Annotated in this window: 18 protein-coding genes; 6 read left to right on the forward strand and 12 right to left on the reverse strand. The window is 61.2% G+C overall.

Going from position 1 to position 22212, the window contains the following annotated elements:
• Positions 1-101: 101 nt before the first annotated feature.
• The gene (locus WDZ95_RS19165) at positions 102-1826 is read right to left on the reverse strand and encodes a recombinase family protein (RefSeq protein ID WP_425780811.1); all 1725 of its coding nucleotides are present in this window, start codon (positions 1824-1826) and stop codon (positions 102-104) included.
• A 94-nt stretch (positions 1827-1920) separates the two neighbouring features.
• Between WDZ95_RS19165 and WDZ95_RS19170 the strand changes: the two genes are divergently transcribed.
• Genes WDZ95_RS19170 through WDZ95_RS19180 form a run of 3 tightly spaced genes read left to right on the forward strand, consistent with a single transcriptional unit; the run spans position 1921 to position 4462 of the window.
• The gene (locus tag WDZ95_RS19170; RefSeq protein ID WP_425780813.1) at positions 1921-2322 is read left to right on the forward strand and encodes a DUF3489 domain-containing protein; all 402 of its coding nucleotides are present in this window, start codon (positions 1921-1923) and stop codon (positions 2320-2322) included.
• Entirely contained in the window at positions 2319-2699 is a 381-nt protein-coding gene (locus tag WDZ95_RS19175) for a DUF2924 domain-containing protein (RefSeq protein ID WP_425780815.1), read from the forward strand. The genes WDZ95_RS19170 and WDZ95_RS19175 overlap by 4 nt, the downstream gene beginning before the upstream one ends.
• On the forward strand, positions 2699-4462 hold the full coding sequence (locus WDZ95_RS19180; protein ID WP_425780817.1) for a recombinase family protein: 1764 nt from the start codon (positions 2699-2701) through the stop codon (positions 4460-4462). Before WDZ95_RS19175 ends, WDZ95_RS19180 begins: the two co-directional genes overlap by 1 nt.
• Before the next feature lie 6 nt (positions 4463-4468).
• Here WDZ95_RS19180 and WDZ95_RS19185 read toward each other — a convergent pair whose 3' ends face one another.
• Entirely contained in the window at positions 4469-4801 is a 333-nt protein-coding gene (locus tag WDZ95_RS19185) for a helix-turn-helix domain-containing protein (protein WP_425780819.1), read from the reverse strand.
• A gap of 184 nt (positions 4802-4985) precedes the next feature.
• On the opposite strand from WDZ95_RS19185, the gene WDZ95_RS19190 reads away from it, so the two are divergent.
• Positions 4986-5783 (forward strand): hypothetical protein, encoded by a 798-nt coding sequence (locus WDZ95_RS19190; RefSeq protein WP_425780821.1) that lies wholly within the window; start codon positions 4986-4988, stop codon positions 5781-5783.
• A gap of 239 nt (positions 5784-6022) precedes the next feature.
• Here the strand turns inward: WDZ95_RS19190 and WDZ95_RS19195 are convergent, their stop codons facing one another.
• The 6 genes from WDZ95_RS19195 to WDZ95_RS19220 all read right to left on the reverse strand — a co-directional run bounded on the left by WDZ95_RS19195 (position 6023) and on the right by WDZ95_RS19220 (position 13301).
• Entirely contained in the window at positions 6023-6490 is a 468-nt protein-coding gene (locus tag WDZ95_RS19195) for a PIN domain-containing protein (protein WP_425780823.1), read from the reverse strand.
• Positions 6490-7644, reverse strand: a complete 1155-nt coding sequence (locus WDZ95_RS19200) for an ImmA/IrrE family metallo-endopeptidase (protein WP_425780825.1) — start codon at positions 7642-7644, stop codon at positions 6490-6492. Before WDZ95_RS19200 ends, WDZ95_RS19195 begins: the two co-directional genes overlap by 1 nt.
• A 1-nt stretch (position 7645) precedes the next feature.
• On the reverse strand, positions 7646-8089 hold the full coding sequence (locus WDZ95_RS19205) for a ribbon-helix-helix domain-containing protein (protein ID WP_425780827.1): 444 nt from the start codon (positions 8087-8089) through the stop codon (positions 7646-7648).
• Positions 8090-8380: 291 nt separating this feature from the next.
• A complete protein-coding gene (locus tag WDZ95_RS19210; protein ID WP_425780829.1) occupies positions 8381-9496 on the reverse strand; it encodes a M12 family metallopeptidase in 1116 nt (371 codons plus the stop codon).
• 3 nt (positions 9497-9499) lie between these two features.
• Positions 9500-11047: a hypothetical protein gene (locus WDZ95_RS19215; RefSeq protein WP_425780831.1), complete on the reverse strand. Its 1548-nt coding sequence runs from the start codon at positions 11045-11047 to the stop codon at positions 9500-9502.
• A 1096-nt stretch (positions 11048-12143) separates the two neighbouring features.
• Positions 12144-13301: a hypothetical protein gene (locus WDZ95_RS19220; protein ID WP_425780833.1), complete on the reverse strand. Its 1158-nt coding sequence runs from the start codon at positions 13299-13301 to the stop codon at positions 12144-12146.
• 320 nt (positions 13302-13621) lie between these two features.
• Between WDZ95_RS19220 and WDZ95_RS19225 the strand changes: the two genes are divergently transcribed.
• Both WDZ95_RS19225 and WDZ95_RS19230 read left to right on the forward strand, forming a co-directional pair.
• Positions 13622-15169, forward strand: a complete 1548-nt coding sequence (locus tag WDZ95_RS19225) for an ATP-dependent nuclease (protein WP_425780835.1) — start codon at positions 13622-13624, stop codon at positions 15167-15169.
• Entirely contained in the window at positions 15154-16185 is a 1032-nt protein-coding gene (locus tag WDZ95_RS19230; protein ID WP_425780837.1) for a DNA helicase UvrD, read from the forward strand. The genes WDZ95_RS19225 and WDZ95_RS19230 overlap by 16 nt, the downstream gene beginning before the upstream one ends.
• Before the next feature lie 426 nt (positions 16186-16611).
• Here the strand turns inward: WDZ95_RS19230 and WDZ95_RS19235 are convergent, their stop codons facing one another.
• Genes WDZ95_RS19235 through WDZ95_RS19250 form a run of 4 tightly spaced genes read right to left on the reverse strand, consistent with a single transcriptional unit; the run spans position 16612 to position 22211 of the window.
• The gene (locus WDZ95_RS19235) at positions 16612-18558 is read right to left on the reverse strand and encodes a DUF3732 domain-containing protein (RefSeq protein WP_425780839.1); all 1947 of its coding nucleotides are present in this window, start codon (positions 18556-18558) and stop codon (positions 16612-16614) included.
• A complete protein-coding gene (locus tag WDZ95_RS19240) occupies positions 18555-19070 on the reverse strand; it encodes a three component ABC system middle component (protein WP_425780841.1) in 516 nt (171 codons plus the stop codon). The genes WDZ95_RS19235 and WDZ95_RS19240 overlap by 4 nt, the downstream gene beginning before the upstream one ends.
• Positions 19067-20281, reverse strand: a complete 1215-nt coding sequence (locus tag WDZ95_RS19245) for an ABC-three component system protein (RefSeq protein WP_425780843.1) — start codon at positions 20279-20281, stop codon at positions 19067-19069. Before WDZ95_RS19245 ends, WDZ95_RS19240 begins: the two co-directional genes overlap by 4 nt.
• Before the next feature lie 28 nt (positions 20282-20309).
• Positions 20310-22211, reverse strand: a complete 1902-nt coding sequence (locus WDZ95_RS19250; protein WP_425780845.1) for a UvrD-helicase domain-containing protein — start codon at positions 22209-22211, stop codon at positions 20310-20312.
• Position 22212 lies beyond the last annotated feature (1 nt).

A 22212-nucleotide genomic window follows, 5' to 3' on the forward strand; every position in this document is an offset into this window, starting at 1 on the left:
GACATCTACGTGTTGGCAGTTCTTGACTCGGTGAACGACAACTGCGTCAAGCGCCTGTTGGACGACCTCGCTAAACGCTCTGGGGTCCAAGCCGTCTGTTTTCATGGATGAGCTGCGCAGTTTTGCGTTTCAAGTGGCTGCTCCCGGGGCAGACCAGCGTCCGTGGCTGAGGGGTTCAGCTGTGCAAGTTGCTTCTTGAGCTCACGCACTATGGCCTCAGGCGTGTAGAGCGCTTTGACAGCACTTGGCGGATCCCGATGAGCCCATGGTGGCAAACGTCGAAACTCCTCCATGCTCGAAACGCCAAACCAGTGGGCTTGGGGTCCTTGATCCATGGCAGCGAAGATCACCAAATCGCCTGCAGGCAGGGATTTCTTGAGCAGCAGCCACCGGTTTCCCGATTCCGAGGGGTGGGGCCAGCAAAGCTGAATCCTCGCGCGGATGCCATTCTCAAGGATCAGAACCCGGCTCCTGGTGTGGGGAGTGCACTCGATGCCCTCACGCACGAGAAGCTTGACGAGGTCATACTGAACCAGATCACCGATTGCTCGTGCCACCAGTATCTGTTTCAGGTGGTGTTCTCGCACCTTGCCAACGTCTCTGCCAGCCAGCCGCATGGCGGCTTGGAGCGAGCCGAACGCACGGTTGTACGTTTCCTTTGACGGCATCCCCGTTCTCTCAAGATCCACCTGGCTGAGCAGGGGGTTCTTCTCGAGTTGGCGTCGCAGCGCTTCAAGAAGTTGATCGTTGGTGCGCCTCTTGAACCGACGTCGCTGCAGCTTGCACTGCACCGTGTCCCACAGAGCTCGCGCGATGATGGGTTCGATCACACCGTCAGCACGCGTTTCGCGCTGATGGTTCTTCTTCTGTCGATAAGCTCTTCCCCAGACGAAGTTCCCTATGAACGCCTCGTTGCGCAGGAGCAATGAAACCGTGTCGTTCGTAAAGCGCTGACCGTTGCCCGTGAGGATCCCTTCGTACTGGAGTTGTCGGGCGACAGACTTGAGCGACCCGCCTTCTGCGGCGTACATCTGGAAAATCCGCCTCACCAGATCGACTTCCCATTGAGGTCCGTGTACCCAGGCGACCCGCTCGGCCTGCGAGCCTTTGGGTTGCTTTCGTCCGAGCAGGCGCCGCTTCCCCAGGCGATCTACTGCCACGCGCGTGAGTCCCAGCGGGGGCAGGGGCCCGACTTGGAAGCCGAGTCGAATGGCTCTGTCCTGGCCGTCGCGGCATTTCATGCCCAGCTCGCGTGAGTATTCGGCCGCCATCGCGCGCTTGATGGTCTTCAGAAGCGCAGTCATCGCGTCTTGCTTGGCGCCGAAGCTCTCTTTGACGTACACAACTGACACACCGTGCAGCCGGCAGGTGTATTCGTAGTAGGCGGCGGCGTCGATATCCTGAAACCGGCCCCAGCGGCTGACGTCGTACACCAAGACAGTGTCAAAGGGCCTGGGGACCTCCATCACGTCGCGGATCAGGCGCTTCATGCCTTCCCGGTTGGTGATCCGCAGGCCACTCTTGGCTGCGTCCTCGTAGACGTCAACCAACTCGATCCCGTTGATGAGCGAGTAGTCCCGAATGGCATCGAGCTGCATCCCGATGGAGAGATCCTGGTGATCGGTGGACATGCGGACGTAGGCCGCTGCTCGCATGACCTTGGCGCTGTTGTCGGCTGCATCCATCGTCAGGCTCCGGTTGCTCAGTCGCTCGCCATGATGCGCCGGAGTGCCTGAAATGGCGAGCTTGCTGCGATCTGCCAATCCGCGGGCGTATCCAGCACATTCATCAACGCGCCGCACATAGCAAGCGGTGCGTGGAATCATGACCAAACACCACGGCTACTGCCGATACGACTTGGGTCTTCGCTGATGCAGAGCGTTACTACCTGCGCGCCGCTGTTGGCGCAGGAGAACCTCGATGAAACGCGCCCAGTCGAAGACCAGTAAGCCAGCTTCCAAATCCCCGGCCAAGGCCACCGCCAAAACCCCGTCCAAGCCGAAGGCTCCTCAGGCCTCTGCTACCCGCCGCAGCCCCGCCAAGTCCACTCGCCCTGCGGCCAAGCGCGCGCCCCAGAAACTCACTCCCACCCCCGCCGCCGCGCCCCCTACCGGCACCAAGAAATCCCAGCTCATCGCCTTGCTGAGCTCCGGCGCCTCCATGGCCCAGATGACCGAGCTCACCGGCTGGCTCCCCCACACCGTGCGCGGCATGCTCAGCGGCTCACTCCGAAAACGCCTGGGCCTGAACGTGCAGCACAGCCTGCAAGACGGCGTTCGGGTCTACCGCATTGTCCCGGCCGGTGAGGAGGTGGCCCAATGAGCTTTCCGGAGGAGATCCTGACCGCCGAGCGCGACGATCTGGTCTCGCGCTGGAAGGCCGCCTTTCACCGCGAGCCCCCGCCACGCGTGCACACCAGCCTCATGCGCCGGGTGCTCGCCTGGCAGGCGCAGATCGAGGCCAGCGGCACGAAGACGCCTTTTCAGTCACCGGCCCAGCCCCCGTCCCCCAAGGCGGCCCCGCTGCTGCCCCCAGGCACCCGCCTGCTGCGCGAGTGGCAGGGCGCCACCTACGAGGTGCTGGTCCTTGTGAATGGCTTCCAGTACGGCGGCAAGACCTACACGAGCCTCACCGCCATCGCCCGCACCATCACCGGCACGCCCTGGTCGGGCCCGGCGTTCTTCGGGGTCAAGCGCTGATGGGGTCGAAGTCTTCCGCCAAGGCCTTGGCCGCCGGTGCGACCGGTACGAGCGGTGCTGTTTGCCAGATGGGTTTTCCGACGCTGGCCTGTGCGATCTACACCCGCAAATCCTCGGAAGAGGGCCTGGAGCAGGATTTCAACTCCCTCCACGCCCAGCGCGAGGCCTGCGAGGCCTTCGTGCTCAGCCAGAAAGGCCTGGGCTGGATGCTCAACCCAACCACTTACGACGACGGCGGATTCTCAGGCGGCAACGTGGAGCGACCTGCGCTGCAGCGGCTGATCGCCGATGTGGAAGCCGGCAAGGTCAAGGTGATCGTGGTCTACAAGGTTGACCGGCTCACCCGGTCGTTGGCTGATTTCGCGAAGCTGGTTGAACTCTTCGATGCCAAGGGGGTTTCCTTTGTCTCGGTCACCCAGCAGTTCAACACCACCACCTCCATGGGGCGGCTGACCCTGAACGTTCTGCTGTCCTTCGCCCAGTTCGAGCGCGAGGTCACGGGAGAGCGCATCCGGGACAAGATCGCTGCGTCCAAGCGCAAGGGCCTGTGGATGGGGGGCGTACCCCCCGTGGGCTACCGGGCCAAAGGCCGGACCTTGGAGCCTGAGGCGCCGCACGCTGGGCGGATTGCCGAGATCTACGCGCTGTACCTGCAGCTCAACTGCGTGCGCAAGGTGGCGGCCGAGCTGCAGGCCCGTGGCTGGCTCACGCCCGAGCGGGAGAACAAGCGGGAAGGATTTGGGGGCAACAAGCCGTTCAGCCGGGGCCACCTGTACCGGATCCTGAGCAACCCCATCTACGTGGGCCTTCTCCCCCACCGAGGAGAAAACCACCCTGGCCGGCACCCGGCGATCGTGGAGCAGGCGCTTTGGGATCAGGTGCAGCAGCGCCTGGAAGCCAACCGCCAGGGGCACAAGAGCCAGTCCAAGGCGGCAGCCCCGAGCCTGCTCAGCGGCAAGCTCTTCGACGAAACGGGGCGCAGGCTCATTCCGTCGCACACCCGCAAGGGCAAGAAGCGGTACCGGTACTACGTAACGCCGGCGGACGACCAGGGTGAGCCGATCCGGCTGCCGGCCAATGAACTCGAGAAGCTGGTGGTCCGGGCGATCGTGGAGTGGAGCTCGAGTGAAAAACGGGTGATCGATGCTGTGGGCTGGAAGGACGCCAAGCGGGCGCAGGAAGCGCTCACTGGTGCGAAGAAGCTGGGGCAGACGATTCAGCATGAAGCCGGTACGCAAATCGCCAAGGCGGTGCGCCGGGTGGAGGTGGCGCCTGAGGAGGTACGCGTCACACTGGACCTGGTGGGCTGCGGGGTGCTGAAGCCGGAGGCAAAGTCAGAGACAAAACCCACGACCGAAAGCGGAGCAGGGCAGGGGAGCGTCACGATCTCGGTGCCAGCGAAGAGGAAGCGCTGCGGCATGGCGGTGCGGCTGGTGATCGGAGACAACGCCCCGGGGCAGAGTCATAAGCGTGCGCCTGACCCGACGCTCGTGGCGCTAATGGCCAAGGGCAAGGCCTGGCTGCAGCAATTCACCCAAGAGGGTCAGTCAATTGAGGAGATCGCCGAGCGCGAGAAGTTCAGCGTGCGCTACGTGAACCGGGTGATCAACATCGCGCTGCTGGCGCCCGACATCGTGCAGGCGATCGAGAGGGGTGAGCACCCCGAGGAGATCAATGCGACCAAGTTGCTTACCTCGGTGCCACTACCCGAAGCCTGGAGCGCTCAGCGAGAAATGCTCCGGGTGGGAGGGCGGCCGCAATGAAATGCTTCAGGGAGCAGCAGAGGCGTCACCGCTGCCCGGCAGCTGCTGGGACACAAAGTCCAGCACGGCCATGCGCTGAGCGATGGACAAGCGGTGAAAGGCGAGGAGCAGGGCGGCTTCGTCGTCGCTGGACGCGTAGAAGTAAGCAACTGGGACGTGCAGGACGTCGGCCAAGCGAGCCACCATGGAGTGATCTGGCGCGTGTTTGCCACGCTCGTACTGGTTCATCCGTGCACTGGCCGACATCTCGTCCACGCCGGCCAGCACGCCCAGCCGCTCTTGAGACAGCCCAGCCGCCAGCCGCGCGGCTTTAAGCCTCTTCGGAAAAACCAACAACACGCACCCCGTCTACTTCCAAGGCCGGGATCGTCTTGTTAACTCATGCACTCCACACTAAGGAATACTGAGTGTAAGATGGCATTTAGATGGCGCTTGAAAGTGCGATTGCGTAATCGAGGGGAGGGTTGTTTGCAGGACCAAGGGGTTCCGGTGAGTGTTCGTGATTCAAATCTAGAGCTGATTTATGAAAAACCTGATGATTCTTGTGTTGGTCGTGATGCTGTCGGGCTGTTTGCCCGATTCAATTTCGTTTGGCAGAGATAAGCCCGGGGAGGAAAAGATTGAAGAGGGCGCGGTGACCGCGGATGCGGGCACGTACTTCCGAAACCCGTCTTTGTACCTGGGCAAGCCCGTTTATCTGTACCTGCGTGAGGTGCAGGGCCCCACGAAGGAACGAGTGTTCATGTCGCTGGACGAGCGCCCGCTGTTTCAGCACACCGGGATGATCCCCACTGCCAAGGTGTTGGATCAGTGGCTGCAGGCCGGTCTTGATCCGGAAAGCAACTACACCGTCACCTTCCGTGTGACCACGACGATTGAGATTCCAGGGACTCCGCCGGTTTACAAAACCGAGTTTGATCGATTTATTGTCAACACCGAGGACGGCCCGTCCATTGAAAATGGCCGTCTCCCGATGAATCTCACGCTGATCGATAGCCTGCCGCAAGAGCGGGTAAAGAGCCCAATTGCTAAAGTGGTCAAGGAGATCGAGAGCATTGCGCTCCATCCCGAGCGGTACGTTGATGGTCGCGTGCGCTCAGCGCTGACGATTCACAAAGACAAACTTCGGGTTCACGACGACAAGAGCTGGGTCGTCAAGTACAGGGATCTCAATGTCTTGCTGCCCAAGTCCATCGCTCGGTTTGACGCGACCGCGATGCCAAGTCTGTTCGACCTCGCTGTTGCTGGCACGCTCGAGTCGAAGAGGGATGGGTACTGGCTGACGGCCGATCAAGTCGGGTACGTTGTGCCAACCCGTTGAACTCGGTCCGCAGGGTGTGACGCCACTTCGTGTGAGGAGCCATTGGACCAGGCCTGGCGTTCAGCTTGCGTCGAATGGCGTTGGGCTGCTGTGCAGCGTTCTCGGCCGATCGGCGCTGCTGGTGGTCCGACCGGTCCTTAGCGCATTCCGCTCACCAAGGCGCTTGCTGGCTTGGACGTCGGCCGGCCTGTATGTGCGCTGGACCCGCCGTTGCTGCAATCACCCGTAGCGAGTCGAGTTCAGAACTCCCAGCCTTCCTTCTCCATGAAGCCCTCGAGGTCGAGGTACGGAATCTTGAAGTGCTCGCAGATATTTGGGACCTTTACTGCGTTTGGCTTTAACCGCTCCATCGTCACGACGGTTCCTCCAATGGCATAGGCGCGCGCCACGATGAACGCGTCAGCGTTGCGGCCACCTTTAAGGAGCTTCTGCTTCTCAATGTTGGCCTGGAAATGAGCCACTGAGTAGATCTGTCCAACGAAGGTGCCCTCCTTTGCGTCAGGCGTCGTGAAGAGGCCTTCATTGGCCATGGCCCATTCGGTATCAGCGCCCGGCACTCCATCTTGCAGCTCGCGATAGGCTTCCCGGGTTGAGGTGATCTTGCCGTCTGCGACGAGTTGGTCGAAGGCCTTCCATAGAGAGACAAATCGCTTGCGGTAGTAGTTCTTGTGCAGGCTCGAAATGACGTTGGTGTCCAGAACGTACATCAGAGGCCGCCCCCAGCGAACTTCTCTGCGAAAGTTGGCAGATTCTTCGGCTTTAGATTTAGGTACTCGGCGAGCTGGCCGCGGTCAAACCGGCGCTGGTGGTACCTCGTAAAGGCCAAATCAATGTAGCGTTGCCCCAGGTAGGCGCGCTGGCTGTTGTAGTAGTTGCCCGAAGACTCATCGTCCGTGCGCTTCATCTGCGCAGCCCATTCCTTGGCGGCCGAGTCGTACTCGGCAGGGTCAATCAGACCGCGATCAAGGAATTTCCGGTAGATCACCTCGCGACTCACGCTGAAGTAGCCGGCGATCTGGGCAGCGAGCGGCCGGCCGATCGTGGCGCCCACAAGCATCTTGTCGAGCACGTCGTCAGGCACCAAGACACGAGCGGCGAGGCCGTTGCAGATGATCTCGATCTTCTGCTCTATGCCGGCCAGGTGGTCGATGAAATGGTCATCGAGCATGTCTATGCCGCTCGTATGAAAGAGCAAGTGCCCCAGCTCGTGAAACAGCGTGAAGACTTGCCTAGACTTGGCCGAGCTGTTGTTTATGTAGATGACGGGAAACTCGTCGTCGTATAGGCAGAAGCCGAAATAGCTGGGCGCACGGAAGGCGTCCTTGAAGACGTAAACGCCGGCCTTCGTGGCAAACACTTCGCGCCAGCGCTCAAGGGCTTCGTCGACGCTCTTCCAGCTAGCCTGCTCGTCGATGCTTACGCCCAAGTACTCTCTAACTTGAGCAGCGATCTTGTCGAGCGACATATTCGCAGACGGCTTGAGGTCGCGCGAGATCACGCGACCGGCCGGATTCTTTCCGTCGTTCAGCTCTGCCAGATTAAGCTGCATCGCCTGGCCGCGGCGAAGGAAGAGTCGAACCGTGCGGGGGATAGCAGCAAAGTCCGCGGCGGTGAGCGTACGAAAAGACTGCTCAATCGGCGGCACTGCGGGCGGTTTGGGAAAAAAGAAAACAGCAACCGGGATCTTGAAGCGCTCTGCCATCTGTTCCACTTGGACGTAGGTGGGTAGCGCATCGCCTGATTCCCAGGCGGCGATCCTCTTGAAGTGACGGACAGCGTCGTCCACCGAATAACCAGCGCGCTCCCGCGCCCACCTTACAACAGCAGGTGTGACCGGCAAGCCTTCCTTGGCCTCTGCCATATCAGCGCCCTCCGCCCAGATAAGTAGAGACGGGCACGTTGTGTTTCCTAAATAGGTCGTGCAGCGCTTCGGCCAAGCAATCCTTGACGTTGTATCCCGTCTTCGCCTGGACCATTCGCAGCGAAGCTTTCACCTCGGCTGGAAAGTAGGCTGAAATGTTGACCTCGCCCACCTTGTGGACTTGGCGAGGCTTTGGAGCAACTGCTGACATTCCCCCAGGAGCACCAGGATTAACCTCGGCGACAGACGGACCTCGCTTGACCTTCGCTCCCGTTTCCGCCGGAGTGATGAAGGGTCTTCGAGTTGCTTGCTTCGCCACGACTTCGCCACCATGAGATGTTGAGAGATTGAGAGAATACACCGTAGCGCGCTGCGGGCGAGCGACCGTTGGCGGGCTTGGAGCGGCCGGCCAGTTCACAGAATGCCAGTGGACGCTATCAGGCATCGCTACCACTCAGTATCTGGCCCACGAGTGACGCGGATCAGTCTAGTGCTGCCCTCGTAGCTTCGTAGTGGTCTTCGGCGTCGGCCTGGCTGCGGTTGCGGCTGGTCGATCTGGTGGGGTGAAATCACGCCGACCGTCACCAAGCCAGCCAGATGGCTGGCGACGTCTTCGATGTCAGCGAGTGATCCACAGTTGCCACCTGAGCCGCCACCTTGTCTGCCTGGGGCGACCGACCGGTACTTGTCGGGCCGGCGCAATGGCAGCCAGAAAGCGGTCCAGCGTCCAGCTCAACTAGAGCTTGAACGCCCTCAACGCTGCACGTTCAACCGATGTGATGTTGGGATGTTTCTTGAGGACGTTCTCAATGAGTGTGTTGTTCGCCAAGATTCCTTTGGTCGAATTGGATTTCGGATACGCCCGCGCTATTGCCGCCTGGTCCCCGCTAGACGGCTCCGAATTCACTGTCGGATCGAAGCAGCTCCCAGGAGGCTGCTTGAAATCTTCCGAACGCAAGTCATAGCGCATCACGCTCAGTCTGTCCGGCATGTTGCTGAAGACATAAACGTCTCCGTCGGGACCAAGTCCCGCCTTGTAGAACTTGTCCTCAGCGGCGACGCTCGAGAGCTGCAGCGTCTTCAGGTTCTCTTCGACGTCCTTATCGCTCCATTCGTAGGCCTGCTTGATCGCATTGAGATTGAACTGGGGGAAGCAATCGGCGACAGGGTGCTGATGCTCATGCGCCAGGCCAAGCGCATGCCCAAACTCGTGCATGACGATGGACTTGAACTTGTCCCCATCGATTGGATACCGAGGCTCGTCGAGGTCCTGCAGGCCCATCGTGACTTCGTTGTTGACGTCGCTCAGCAGCGCTCGCGTGCCGATCCGAGAGAAGTACCCCTTCTCACGAAAGGAGACTCTGACGAAAGCGCCATCCTTCGCTTGGCATATCCGGAACGAAGGGGTCTTTCCGAAGTCGAAGTAGATGGCGCCGTACTTGGACCACTGGCTCGCAATCTGGGCGATGCGAGCCTTTACGTCGTTTGCTCCCGCCGAGTGGAAGCAGACCTTCAGCGTAGTGCCAGGCTCCCATTTGCGAAACTTGTCGATGATGGAGAAGGGTGCGACGCCCCCCTTCAGGAGGTGCGCCATGTAAGAGGGTGTGGCCGCATTCGCCTGGAACAGCACTTTGAACGCCTGCTCTTGCTCTCTAGCACGCATCACCTGCTTTGCTAGGTCAACAGACGTCGTGGGGGGTACGGGTTTGTCAGACTGCGTTGCTTGCTGGCTCAGCCGCCTCTCAGAGTGGATGCCAGCCAAATCGTGTGACAGCACCGACGTCGGCGTCGCTGCTGCGCCGACGATCAACGCAAAGAGCAGCTTAGCGAAAGCGCTGTGAGAAAGGCACATACTCTAGTCGAAGTCAGGGAATGGTGAGGAGACACCGGCGACACGAGCCGCAGCATTGGCATCAATCTTGGCCTGTGCCAACTGAATCTCAATCACTTTGCGGGCGGAGGCAGTTCCACCGATGGCCTCTTGCAGCGCCGAGTCGAGTTGAGAGACCTTCAGGAGCGCAAGCTGGTACTTCTGTCGAGCGTCACGATCAGCCGCCACTCCCTCAGCAGCCAGCTCGTCTCTTCTCGCTGGATTGAACTTGTCGTTCAGGGCGGTCTTGACCTTGTCCTTGTCCTCGTTGAAGACCGCAGACAAGGACTTCAAAAAAGCAGAGGCTTCCGACGTCTCGACAACTGTCGCCCCTGCGTAGTAGCTGCCCACCTTGGGCTGGCCATTCTTGTAGGCCGGCAGCTTGCAATAACGGTACGCCTTGATAGGCACAGAGTCGTCCTTCTGCTGCTCGTCAAAGCCGTCGTTGTGCGCGCACTTCCTCATGTAGAACGCCTGCGCCCACGCTAGCTCAGAGGCTACCTGAGCTTCAATATACGCCTTATCCGCAGCAAGCTTGGCATCCCATAGCGCCAGCGGACAACGCGGGTCTGAGAACCTCTGTTGAGTACCTTCTACCCTCTCACTCTTGCCGGCGGGAGTGGCCTTGTTGGCCTCGGCAATCTGATCGCAAAGCTGGCGGACCATGTCGCGATACGCCGTGTTGCTTTCGATAGGCGTCTTGACCAGGGGGGTCAGAGCGGCCCGCTTGAGGATTCCGTTCGCCTCGACGTAGCTGGCGATGGTCGTCTTCCTGTCAGACGCAGCCTCCTTCGTTGCGACCGATTCCGGCAGCTTCGGTAGACGCGCCGACATCGGCCAGTCCGCAATCCGCTCCAGCTGGTTCGTCAGGCCGTTTGGCTGGACTCGAACGTATGCCTTGCCTGTGTCGATGCTCTTGAACGAGAACGACATCGCCCCGAAGGACGCACCCGTCTCCTCGGAGCTAAGGGAGACGGCGACAACGTAGTCCTTCCCTTGTTTTCGAAACCAGCCGTTGTCGGGCGCCAGCGACTTCCCGACGTAAAACATCTGCGGCGTCGCCTTTATGCCGTCGTTGGCAGCGATGTGTTCAAGCTCGATCTCCATGTAGAAATCCGGAACACTCCTGAGCTGTGTCATGTCGGCGGTGACCTTTGACATCCATTCAGGATTGCTTGCCCCGCCTGAGCCTGCCGTGAACAGGACGACGCAACCGACGCTGGTATCGGTCACAAGGTTGGCCTTCTCGTCAACGGTGTAGTAGGTTGCCGAAGCACTTTCGCCAGAGAGCGTCGTGACCTTGTCCTTCGCCGCGGCCGCGAGAGCGCTACCGGCGATATCGACGCCTCTTGAGATTACTTGCTGAATCAGTAGGCCAGCGAGGACAGCCATTTTCTGGCCTCCGCCAGCTCCCGCCGGCGCCGTCACCGGGCACTTTGATCTCAACTCGACTTGGAGCGACTGGGCACTGACAAGTGACGAGAACGTCAGGAAGGACGCGAGCAGTGCAAGGCGCGCAGGACTCTTCGACATGGTCTTCCCCCTTGAATCCGGCTTTCTGCCGTGGCCTTCAACCAAACTTCTGTCGGTGACGTTGCCTAGAGGTGCTGCGCGAGGCAACGAGATTCATCAGTCGCGCAACGATGATATCGGCAGCAGCTTTGGTCCGCCTCATTAATATTGAGGACTGTCGATCTGCCTAAACACGCCGATGTGCCTGCGTGGCAAGCGACATTGCCCACCCGAGAGGCGACATTCGCCACCGACTGCCTCTGGCCGAGTCCCGGCAGTCACGAAAGTCCGGTTCCTGGACGCGAAGCGAGTGACATCAAGGCCCAGTTGTACGGCAGCTCCCGGCAACGTCGAGCGACAGCAGTCCCTCGGCCACGACCCACCAGCGGCTGAGGAAGCAGCCATCGAGGTCGCGTCGATCGACTTCTGGCCGCTCGTGATCAATGCTTGGGTGGAGGGCCGGTTGCAGAGTGAAGCCGCCGGATTGCTGGCTGCGGGGTGAAAGACGGCTACCCGCCACCGCCGCCGTTCGCCGGCGGAATCCGACCGACAGCAGCCAGTCTGAAGCTGTCACCGCATGAGCATCACTGAGACACCACGGCATACATATAGCCCATTACTGCTCTTCTGCAAGCGCCTTTCGCGTTGTAGTGTCACGAGCTGAGGGTCATCCGCGGCGGACTTCCTCCAGGTCGGCTCTAGACTGGGCGAAGTCACTCAGGCTCGGCGCTTCAGCGGCGGCTCTGCCCGCAAGCAGTCTCACGCCGTTGGCGCACCAATGACGGCTCCACGTCCGCCATCGGACAGCCGACCGTCGGCGCCCGTGCAACGGCTGCCGAACGACCCGTGTCACCAGCGGCGCGCTGGCTATACCAACCTTTTGGGGCTGGTCGCCGAGCTTGCATCCGGTCACCGAAAGTTCCACTGGACGGCATCTACCTGTTCAACGATATGCTGGGCATTGGTGCGGACTACCGCACTACGTTGTCACAGCGCACAAGATGGCGGTGTCTCGTCAGATGTGCCCATCGTCGGCTCATTCATCACTCGCCCACCCGCGAGTACCAAACCCATATGCAGGCTTCAAAGGCGGATAGGCCTCAGACACTTCCCTGTTCTAGCGAGATGGCTTTGATGAAGCCACATATGCATCCGACATTTCACGTCGCGCTAGTTCCTCACGCATCAGTTCAAATCGAATCAGAGTGGCGACCTCCGAGTTACTTGCGTCCCCTGAGAGCATACGGGTGATCGACCTGTATGGGAGGAACTCTTCGGCGAAGGTGCTAACGACCTGTCCGTCGACAACGTCCTCCTCCAGCGCTGCTCCGAGCCACTCGTGCGGCAGCGGGTTTGCGGCGTTCGGATTCCGAATCAGCACCGTGCCCTGCCGCCAACTCTCCAGGGCGAACTTGCGGTCACCCACCTCGTAGGCAAAGGGATGTGGCCACACAGCATTCGGATCGTGTCGGTAGCACACGCCTGACCGAACCATGCGTACCGCAGTGCTGCGGTACTTTCCCTGATGTCCCATACGGCCGAATTTGGGGATGGTACCTGTGTTGCAGAACAGTACTGCCGAGATATTCTGCGCATCTGGTTGGTGGAAAAAGCCGGAGGGAATCCGCTTCGCCCCTGCTACGTGGCCTTCTACGCCCTCCTCAGTGATGATTAGCTTCCCGTCGTCGTCGTGATACCAACGTTGCTCAAAGCCATTTAGGTAACGGCTCAGCGGAGTCGATGAGTGAAGGAGTGAACCCGGCGCGGAGAAATCCTGAATGGCCAGGACAAGTGGCCGACCTTGAACGTGAGGCTCAAGCCAGTACCGTTGCCTCAGCTTGCTAAAGAGAGGACTACCAAGGCGGATTGGCAAGCTGTCACGGATGTATGCGAGCAGTTCCTCCGTGGTCTGAGCTTTTGGCAATGAGAAGTAGGGGTGTATGCCGCCGACCGCTGGCACACTCGCCGTCACTGCTTCCACAGCGACAGTATGCCCAAGTTTGCTAAGCAAGAAGTCCGGTCTTGCGTGGCTGCGGTCAATCGTGTGGCCCTGCTCCATAAACATGGCGAAGAGGAACAGCTCGAAGGTTCTCGAGTCGAAGCCGGTCGTCTGGAACTGTTCGACGAAGTTGCCGTCTGGGTCATCGAAGGCCTCTTGCAGCTCTCGAAGAGCCCTACGGGCTGGCTCGTACCGCTCCAGGTCTCGAAGATGGACGAACTGAGGGTGTAGTTGGGAAGCGGGCTTCCCCGTCTCAGCGAACAAGTCCAGTGCCATGCCACATCCTCACTCTGGTCCAAGACAGCTTCAGAAGGAGTTCGGCCATCATGGGTGAAGGACGAACGGAATGAAAGGCTGGCAGAGTGCGCCCCAATGGGCTCCGGCTGGGCTACACGGCAGGCCCCACTATGTTAGAGCGCAGGCATTGTAGAAGCGCCGCAAACTCCAGGACTGAGCGGCGGTCGTTGCACAGCTAACATCCTAGCTGTGGACTCTGCGTTCATGTGATTGTGCGCGCCATCCTTGACCGCAATGCCGGGATTTCAGGCCCGAATTCCGAATGGGAGCAATAAGAAGTGGGAACAATAAGACGATTGTTGCTTAAGAATTTCAAGCGCTTCAAGACGCTGGAGCTGGAGTTCGACCGTGAGTTGAACATCCTTGTGGGCGGCAACGAGGCGGGCAAGAGTTCGGTGCTGCAAGCGATGGACATCGTGCTCAGCGCCAGCCGCAGCAAGGTCGAGAGCATTGGAATCGCAGCCCTTTTCAACGCCGACTGCATTTCAGAGTTCTTGGCCGGCAGCCGCAAGGTCGCAGACCTGCCCGAGCTATTGGTTGAAGTCTATTTCGATGACCTGCCAGGGCGCCATGACCTAGATGGCCGGAACAATAGCAAAGGCGTCGACCACCTAGGCATCAAAATGGTGTGCCGTCCGGTCGACGAGTACACGAGGGAGATCCAGGCGATCCTGGCCGAGAAGCACGACAACTTCCCGTTCGAGTACTACGGCATTCACTTCCAGACATTTACCGACGAGACAGTCTTTCCCCACAAGAAGCCGCTGCGGCACCTGCTGATCGACAGCTCGCAGATCAACAATGAGTACGCCACGCGCGAATACACGCGCGCCATGTACGCCGCGCATGCGACCGTCGCACAGCGCAACCAGCATGGCTTCGAGTACCGCAAGGCCAAGGCGAACTTTAGAGATGAAGCCTTCAAGGCGATGAACGACACGCTGAAGGACTACAAGTTTGATGTTCGTACGAGCCCCAAGGCCAGTGTCGAGACAGACATCATCCTCACCGAGGACGACATCCCGGTCGACAACAAAGGTAAGGGCCGCCAGTGCTTCATCAAGACAGAGTTCGCGCTGCGCAATCAGGAGCATGCGCTGGACGTTCTACTGCTGGAGGAACCAGAGAACCACCTCAGCCACGTCCACATGCGCAAGCTTATCGAGCGCATCCGGGCCTCGGAGAAAAAGCAGCTCTTCGTGGCCACCCACAGCAGTTTCATTGCCACGCGCCTTAACCTGAAGAAGGTGCTGATTCTGAGTGAGGAGAACCCGTCGCGGCCGGCGAGCCTCAAGAATCTAAGCCAAGGCACGGCCGAGTTCTTCATGAAGGCGCCGGACAACAATGTGCTGGAACTGGCGCTATGCAAGAAGGCGATCCTGGTGGAGGGCGATGCCGAGTTCATCTTGATGGAAGCGCTCTACAAGCTCAGCGCGCCGGGGCACAGCCAAGACGCTGATGGCGTCCATGTAATCTCAGTCGACGGCACCAGCTTCAAGCGCTACCTGGAACTGGCGAAGCTACTGGGCATCAAGGTGGCGGCCATCCGTGACAACGACGGCGACTACGCCGCCAACTGCGTGGCGAACTACGCCGACCATGTCTCTGCCTCCATCCAGATCTTCGCCGACACGGACAACGCGCGGCACACCTTCGAGGTCTGCATGTATCGTGACAACCAGGCGGTGTGCGACGAGTTGTTCGAACCGGGGCGCAGGAAGTTGAGCGTCGAGGACTACATGCTGAAGAACAAGACCGAAGCTGCATTCCAGCTGCTGGAGAAGAAGGGAGCTTTGCTGGTTGTTCCAGGCTACATCCAGCAGGCGGTGGCATGGATAAGCGCGTAGTGTTCGCGGTCGCCGGCTCGGGCAAGACCACCAGGCTGATCGCATCGCTGGACGAGGTGCGGCGCTTCCTGCTGGTCACCTACACCGACGCCAATCACCACAACCTGCGGGCCAAAGTCATCGAGCGCTTCGGCTACGTGCCGCCCAACATTGCGATCTACACTTACTTCAGCTTCCTTCATGGCTTTTGCTACCGGCCGTTCCTGCGATCCAAGAAAGGCACGCGGGGCATCACCTTCAGCACGCCCGAGCGGTTTCCTAACTACCCCCTGACCAATGACCGGCGCTACATGACGGCTGGCCGCTGGCTGTATGCCAACCGGCTTGCCAAATTCATAGAGCAATGCGGCCTGCACTGCGCCGTGGTGGCGCGGATAGAGAAGTACTTCGATGTGCTCCTCGTAGACGAGGTCCAGGACTTCGGAGGGCACGACTTCAACTTCCTGATGAACCTCAGCGAGGCTCGCTTGGACATGACCTTTGTCGGCGACTTCCACCAGCACACGTTTGACACGAGTCGTGACGGCAACGTCAACGCAAGCCTTCACGCCGACTACGGCGCTTACAAGAAGAAGTTCGAGCGGGCTGGGCTGAAAGTCGACACCGACAGCCTCAAGCGGAGCCGCCGGTGTAGCAAGAGCGTCTGTGACTTCATCACGCAGATGATCGGCATCAAGATCGAGTCGCATGACGAGCGGTCCAGCGTGGTGCGATTCGAAGACGATCCAACCGCAGTGGCTGCGCTCTTCGAAGATCCGGAGACAGTCAAGCTGTTCTACAAGGAGCACTACAAGTACGGCTGCTTCTCGCAGAACTGGGGCGCTTCTAAGGGCATGGACAGGTACGGAGATGTGTGTGTAGCCTTGAACCCAGGGAACGTGAAGGCGTGGCAAGCCGGCAGCTTCCGCACAATCAACCCGGAGACACGCAACAAACTGTACGTTGCCTGTTCCCGGGCGAGGGGCAATCTCACCTTCGTGCCCGAGTCACTGCTGAAGGCATGTAGGCGCCCCTGAGGCCGCTGCCGCCGGCTACGTGCTGGGAGTCGCCCTTCGAGCCGTCAAGTTGAATGACCGCTTCCCATGCACGCCGGATCAGGGGGCGCGTTGGCGAGGACGTCTAATGGTCGGTACTTCCAGTTCGCGCTACAGGGCAGCGGTCATTGTGAGACCTTGACCGGGTGCGCGATGTCGTACGACCACTTCACCTCGGACTGCGGCCTTTCAAGCTTGCGCTGGTCGTCTGGCCCAATGGCCGCTTAGTGACAGGCTGCGTGAGTAGAGCTGGTGGTGGCGACGGACCGCTACCGCTGCGAAGCTGAAAGCTGGGTTCTGAGGTCGGCTCTAGACTGAGTACGGTCGTCCTGCGTCAGCGCCCCAATGACTGCTCCTGCCGTTGGCGGTCATTTGCACCCGGAAGTACGGATGGCAGCATGAAGGCGCTCAGGCGGCACGTGGCCAATCTGCGGGCACCAACTTGAGTCCGTCACGCCAGCGCTCCCTCAACGAGGCTTGGAAGCGGGTGTCGTCGCTGAAGTCCGGGTGATCCGTGATGATCACCTGGAACTTGCCGTCCAGGCTGGCGACCACATCAAAGATCAGGCCGAAGAGGCGCTTCACGGCCTTGCGATCGGCGTCGATCTTCTCTTGGGGCACTCCCTCGTCCGGCACCGTGTCCGGAGAGAAGTGCGCCTGCGACAGCTGATCCAGTAGCAGGAAAGAGGGCACCGGCCGACCGCGGCTCGCGAACCAGGTGTGCAGCGCCAGGTGCGCCACGATGTGATAGCCGACATGGTTCTCGCCACTGCCGATCTCGCGCATCGGCACCGGCCGCTCCGGCGTGTCCGCCACGATGGTCAGGTTGCGCGGGTCCAGCCGCAAGGGTGTATCGGAATACTCCAGGTCGATCTGCTTGGCGTAGTTCCATAGATGCTGGTTGACGTTGGACAAGCAGGACTCCATCTTGGCCTGGATGGTGTCGGCACTGACTGCCTCCTCAAGTAGCCCCTCCTGCAGCCGCAGTTCCTTCAGTCGCTCCTGCTGCTCACTGAGGTCCGGCATTTGAGGGATGTTTTCCATGTACAGGCTGATCCGGCCGAGCACCATGGCGCGTCGCGCTTCCATGTCCGAGGCCAGTTGCAGACGCTGGTTGCCGCGCTTGACCGCCGTCAGCAGAACGCGGTTGTCTTCCATGCGGCGCCGCACATCCGAGAGCTTGGTCTCGACATCCTGGATGGCGGTCTCGATGCGCGGAGTCGCCGAATCCATAGCCCCACTGCGTTCGCCGATGTATTCCTGGGCGGCTCGCAGGTCGCCGATGGACGGAACCTGCGAGGCTTCGGGCAGCCCTTGCAGGCACAACGGGCAGGTATGTCCTGGCTGGTCATGCTCAAAGACGCTCACTGCTTGCAGACGCGCCGTATGTTCGCGTGCTTCCGCTGAATAGCCCTTTGAGCTGCCTTCGAAGCTTCGGGCACGCTCCAGGGTGGACTGCAGGGCTCGCTGCTCCTGCACGAGCTCGTTGCGCACCGCGGAAAGCCTGCGGAACTCGGCGTCGCCGTCAACCTCCGACGCTGCGGAGGGCACCGGCCTGTTCTGAATCTGGCGGAGGGTGTCGAGCTTTTCCTGCCAGGTGGCACTGTCTGGAAGCTCGCTCATGCCCACAGATTTGGCTTCGGCCAGCAGCGTGTCCGCGCGGCCCACGCCATCGCCTCGGATCGCAGCGGCTTCCGCAAGGCGGCGGTCGATCTGACGAATCTCGACGCGAACGCGCTTGAGTTCCTGCTGTTTGGCGACGTAGTCGTCAGTGACCGCACCCAGGAAGTAGGGCAGGGTGTCCTTGATTGCCTGCGCCACAAATCGATCGCTGGAGCCGTGGAACAGGTGCTTGCGCTGCGCGATTTCGTTCTGGGATTGGAAGCAGAACGTGAGCGCATGGCTGATGGTGGCGGCTAGCGCGTCGCGCGTTTGCCCTGGCGGCGGTTCGTGCAGGTAGTCCGACAGGCCAGCCCAGGATGCCAGGAGTGAACGCAGGCCCTCTCGGTTGGTTGTCTGGCGCAGCGCCGAGGCGGGAGGAATGTCGACCTCCGTGTCGGTTTGAACGTAGACCGTCTCGTTGGACTTGCCGTCCCCTGTCGGCAGCTGGCGCGCCACAAAGGCCTGACCACGCGGTGTTTGCAGCAGCAACGCAAACCAGGCCACGTTGCGACGGACTTTGCCCTCGGGCACGTCGATCTCCTTGGCCCCAAAGCAGTAGTCGATGATGCCCAGGATGGCCGACTTGCCGGTGCGCGAGTCTCCGGAAATGATGTTGACGCGGCCTGGTTCGAAGGGCACCACGCGGTGGCGTCCGTCGTGGCTGTAGATCACCACGGCGCGAATCTGAATCATGCTTGAACTCCCAATAGCGCCAACACCGTTGGGGGCGCGCCCGCTTTGCACAGCCAACGACCGACGAACACGGCCTGGCGCATGCAGTCCCTCACCTCAGTGCTCGATGCGAGCAGGTAGCTCTTGATCTTCTTGGCCTGCGAGTCGCTGGCGGCGATCCAGCGGCCATCCAGCGTGAGCAGCTGGTGCTGCGCGCCGAACAGCAAGGCCTCGCGGACCGTCTGCCGCAATACGACCACGCCCTTGGCGACGGCCGAACGCTCCAGCGGGTGATCGTGCACCCAGGTGGCTAGCGAACTCGTAATCGTGCGAGGCAATTGCTCCCGCGTCTGGCCACGCAGGATGAGGCTCGCGCCCACGAAGGCCAGCTCAAACGGCAGTGCCTGTTGGCCAGTGCCGAGCGTCGTTGCTTCCGTGGCGTAGCCACGCGCGAGATGCCACACTGCGACGGCGCAGAAGGCGGGGTTGAGCAGGTTGCGCTGCTCGATTGTGCGATCCTGCCAAGCCGTCATGCCGTCTTCCCCTGCGCGGCTGCGTCGAGGACGGCTTTCAGCCGGGTCTCGAACTGTGGATGCCAGCCCACGCGCATGTCCTCTGCGAGCATGTGCAGCGAACCGCGGCAGACCCAAGGGACATTGACACCCGAACGGATGGAAATATGGGCGTCTTCTGCCCACTTCAGAAGGGCGCGCCCCGCCTGTGCCATTGCCGCATCGGTAGCGTCCGGGCCGAGCTCGTCGCAGACCTGGCCGTACTGCAGCTCCCATTCGGCCTGCAGGAGCTTGTCGTACTTGTCCAGGTCGGCATCGAACAGCAGGTCGTGGCGGGTCCAGGCAGAGCGTTGCCGGAAGGCCTGCAGATAGCTGATGATCGCGTTGCGGATGCGCAGCTGGCTACCGCTGACCAGTTCGACCTGTTTGTAGAACGGGCGATCAGCGAATTCCGGCAATTGGTCCAGCGCGACCATCAGCGCGTCGATGTCTTCATCGATCGGCAGGGCGTCGGGTTTCAGCGTTTCCTGGATATCCGAGATCTGCGCGTCGATCTCGGCGCGAGGGATCCCGCCCTCCGGGTTGACCAGCTCATTCAGCACCCGCTTGAACCACCAACCTTCGAGCATCTGCACCGACAGCGCCTGATGGTTCAGCGAGACATGGTAGAGCTCGGACTGCAACTGCTCTGTGATCTCGACGGCGTCGGGCTGCGACGGGATCACGTAGACCTGCGCTAGCAGGGCTTCGCGCTCAGACTCCTCCAGTGCCAGGTAGGCCTCGAAAGCCGGCTTGAGTTCGCTGTTGGTGGAACTGGTCGCTGCATGCTTGAGTCGCTTGGCGGCCTCAGCCACGTCGCGGTCGCGGCCTTCGATACCCAGGGCGGCGCATGCGCTTCCGGGCGCGGCCGCAGCGGTGGTGATCAGGAAACGCGCTGTGGCAAGCGGAATTTCACCGCTGGCCAGGCCCACCAGCCAGATGCGCAGCGTCTTCCACAGCTCGGCGCTCAGATCGGTCAGGGTCGCAGCCGCCTTCAGCGAATGTTTGGCCTGCAGCACTGCCAGCGGTTCTCCGCCGACTTCGAAACTCACATCGTCCAGTGTCTCCAGGCTCACAATGAAGTCGCTGGTACGGCTGCGCCGGATTGCCCACAGCAGGGCGAGCCGAACCTGGTACAGGTAGCCCACCATCGACGGGGCGGCGCCGAAGGTGGAGATACTGGGCGGGATCATGGTGGATGCCTCCTGTCCTGAATTCGAGCTACGCCACCGCAACGCGAGGCACGCCGGCCTTGTCGAGCAATTCGTAGAGCGGCGCGACCTTCGTTCGCTGGCCGCGCTCGGGCGAGTAAGTGAAGATCACCCGCTGCTTGGCGCGGGTAAATGCGACAAAGAATCCGGCCGTTGCATCGACCGGGTCCTGGGTGTAGCTCCACCAAGCATCGTCATCGAGCCCAACGAAAATGACGGTGTGATACTCCAGGCCTTTGCTCTTGTGCAAAGTCATCAGGGGGAGCGCGTTGGCGCCCTCATACGCGTCCAGTGCTGCACGCCAGTCCTGCGCTTGGGCGGCGCTAGCCAGCAGGTGCAGCACGACGCTGCTCTCCACCTCGGCGAACCAGTTTCCCTGGCCATAGGGCGCGTGCGCGGCGACTAAGGCACTGGGATCCAGGAACGCCAGCACTGCCTTGACCATGGACCGGGCTTGTGCTTCGGTGGAGGGGGGCCGTGGATGTTGCCGGAGAAATCTACCGGCGAAGCCGTCCAGATCGCGGGCCAGCGCACGCCGGGCTTGATCATCGGTGGGGTCAACGCCGCGCAACTCGGCCAACGCATGCTGGGCCTCGCTCCAGCTCGATCCACTGCGTGCGGCGCAGGCCAGGCGCAGCATCACGAGCACCAACTCCGAAAGCGGCTCCGTCAGCAACTCCTGCAGCATCTGGCTGCCGACATAAGCGGCTTCGTTGCGGACAGGGATTCCGGCTGCCGCGAAAGCGGGCGTCAGCACTTGGGCATAGTCCTCGGCCTTCTGCCGGACCAGCAGCACGAAATCGGTGGGCTGCAGCCCGTGCTCGCGCATTTGCGCCGCGACGTAGGTTGCCAGCCTGCTGGCCTCTGCGCGTGTACTGGAGAAGTCCCAGATGGAACAGCAGGCGTCGGAGATGGCTGCTTTGGCCTTGGATTCGGGGTGTGCTGCACTCGCGTCCAGGGCCTGCGCCAGCACGTGCTGAATACGGACCAGTTCGGGCGATGAGCGGTAGTTGCTCAGCAGCGGGATGCGCTTCGCGGCGAAGGACCGCTCAAAGGCACCGAATGGATCATCCATCGCGAGCGCGAAGCGCATGATCTGCTGCTTGTTGTCGCCCACGGCCGTCATGACCGTCGAGGTACCGAGGAAGATGGTCTGCACCAGGTCGAGTTGGGCTTGAGTGGTGTCCTGGAATTCATCCATGAACACATGCGAATAGGTCAAAGCCAGGGCATGGCGTACCGCTGCGTTGATGCGGACCAAGAGCTCGGCCAGGCGGCTGAGCATGGGGAAGGACAGGTAGCTGCGCTCGGCACTGCGCAACTGATGATCCCAAAAGCGCTGGCCTGCCCAGCGGCCGGCCGTGGTGGTGGGCCAGCCGGCTTCCGGCAGGGGCCCGTCCAGGACATGGCGCCGCTCGAACGCGATGGCCGGGATGGTCTGAACGGCCGCGGCTCCGAACGGGTTGTCCTGCGCCTGCCCCGCACTTAGCAGGAAGTCGGCCCAGTAGGCCTTCTTCGGAAACAGGATGCCGTAGTCGGCGGTCGGCCGCCAGCGGTCCGGCAGTGCTTGGCCGAAACGATCGACAAGGCTTTTGGCGAATGCGTCGAACGTCAGAGAGTCGAAGCGCCTTGCGTGATCCGCGTGGCAGCGCTGGCGCACGCGGCGGGACAGATTGCGCGCCGCGTCGCGCTTGAAGCTAATCGCAAGGATGCGTTGCGGGGCGGGGGATGCGCCGGTCTGCAAGAGAAAGGCCGCCCGCTGCGCCAGCAACTCCGTTTTTCCGGCGCCCGGTCCGGCGAGCACCGAACAATGCTCGCTGGAGCGCACTACAGTCAGCGCATTCGGCTCAAGGCTGTCAACGCCCACCGGCAGCCAGTCGGCCGCTGGGATGCGCCGTGGCGGCAAGGCCATG

The organism is Hydrogenophaga sp. T2 (assembly GCF_049843535.1).
GTDB classification, from domain to species: domain Bacteria; phylum Pseudomonadota; class Gammaproteobacteria; order Burkholderiales; family Burkholderiaceae_C; genus Hydrogenophaga; species Hydrogenophaga crocea.

Bases quoted from the DNA above. Each gene is read 5' to 3' on its own strand.
- WDZ95_RS19165 (WP_425780811.1), bottom strand. From the start codon at position 1,826: ATGATTCCACGCACCGCTTGCTATGTGCGGCGCGTTGATGAATGTGCT.
- WDZ95_RS19170 (WP_425780813.1), top strand. From the start codon at position 1,921: ATGAAACGCGCCCAGTCGAAGACCAGTAAGCCAGCTTCCAAATCCCCG.
- WDZ95_RS19175 (WP_425780815.1), top strand. From the start codon at position 2,319: ATGAGCTTTCCGGAGGAGATCCTGACCGCCGAGCGCGACGATCTGGTC.
- WDZ95_RS19180 (WP_425780817.1), top strand. From the start codon at position 2,699: ATGGGGTCGAAGTCTTCCGCCAAGGCCTTGGCCGCCGGTGCGACCGGT.
- WDZ95_RS19190 (WP_425780821.1), top strand. From the start codon at position 4,986: ATGAAAAACCTGATGATTCTTGTGTTGGTCGTGATGCTGTCGGGCTGT.
- WDZ95_RS19195 (WP_425780823.1), bottom strand. From the start codon at position 6,490: ATGTACGTTCTGGACACCAACGTCATTTCGAGCCTGCACAAGAACTAC.
- WDZ95_RS19200 (WP_425780825.1), bottom strand. From the start codon at position 7,644: ATGGCAGAGGCCAAGGAAGGCTTGCCGGTCACACCTGCTGTTGTAAGG.
- WDZ95_RS19205 (WP_425780827.1), bottom strand. From the start codon at position 8,089: ATGCCTGATAGCGTCCACTGGCATTCTGTGAACTGGCCGGCCGCTCCA.
- WDZ95_RS19210 (WP_425780829.1), bottom strand. From the start codon at position 9,496: ATGTGCCTTTCTCACAGCGCTTTCGCTAAGCTGCTCTTTGCGTTGATC.
- WDZ95_RS19215 (WP_425780831.1), bottom strand. From the start codon at position 11,047: ATGTCGAAGAGTCCTGCGCGCCTTGCACTGCTCGCGTCCTTCCTGACG.
- WDZ95_RS19220 (WP_425780833.1), bottom strand. From the start codon at position 13,301: ATGGCACTGGACTTGTTCGCTGAGACGGGGAAGCCCGCTTCCCAACTA.
- WDZ95_RS19230 (WP_425780837.1), top strand. From the start codon at position 15,154: ATGGATAAGCGCGTAGTGTTCGCGGTCGCCGGCTCGGGCAAGACCACC.
- WDZ95_RS19235 (WP_425780839.1), bottom strand. From the start codon at position 18,558: ATGATTCAGATTCGCGCCGTGGTGATCTACAGCCACGACGGACGCCAC.
- WDZ95_RS19240 (WP_425780841.1), bottom strand. From the start codon at position 19,070: ATGACGGCTTGGCAGGATCGCACAATCGAGCAGCGCAACCTGCTCAAC.
- WDZ95_RS19245 (WP_425780843.1), bottom strand. From the start codon at position 20,281: ATGATCCCGCCCAGTATCTCCACCTTCGGCGCCGCCCCGTCGATGGTG.
- WDZ95_RS19250 (WP_425780845.1), bottom strand. From the start codon at position 22,211: ATGGCCTTGCCGCCACGGCGCATCCCAGCGGCCGACTGGCTGCCGGTG.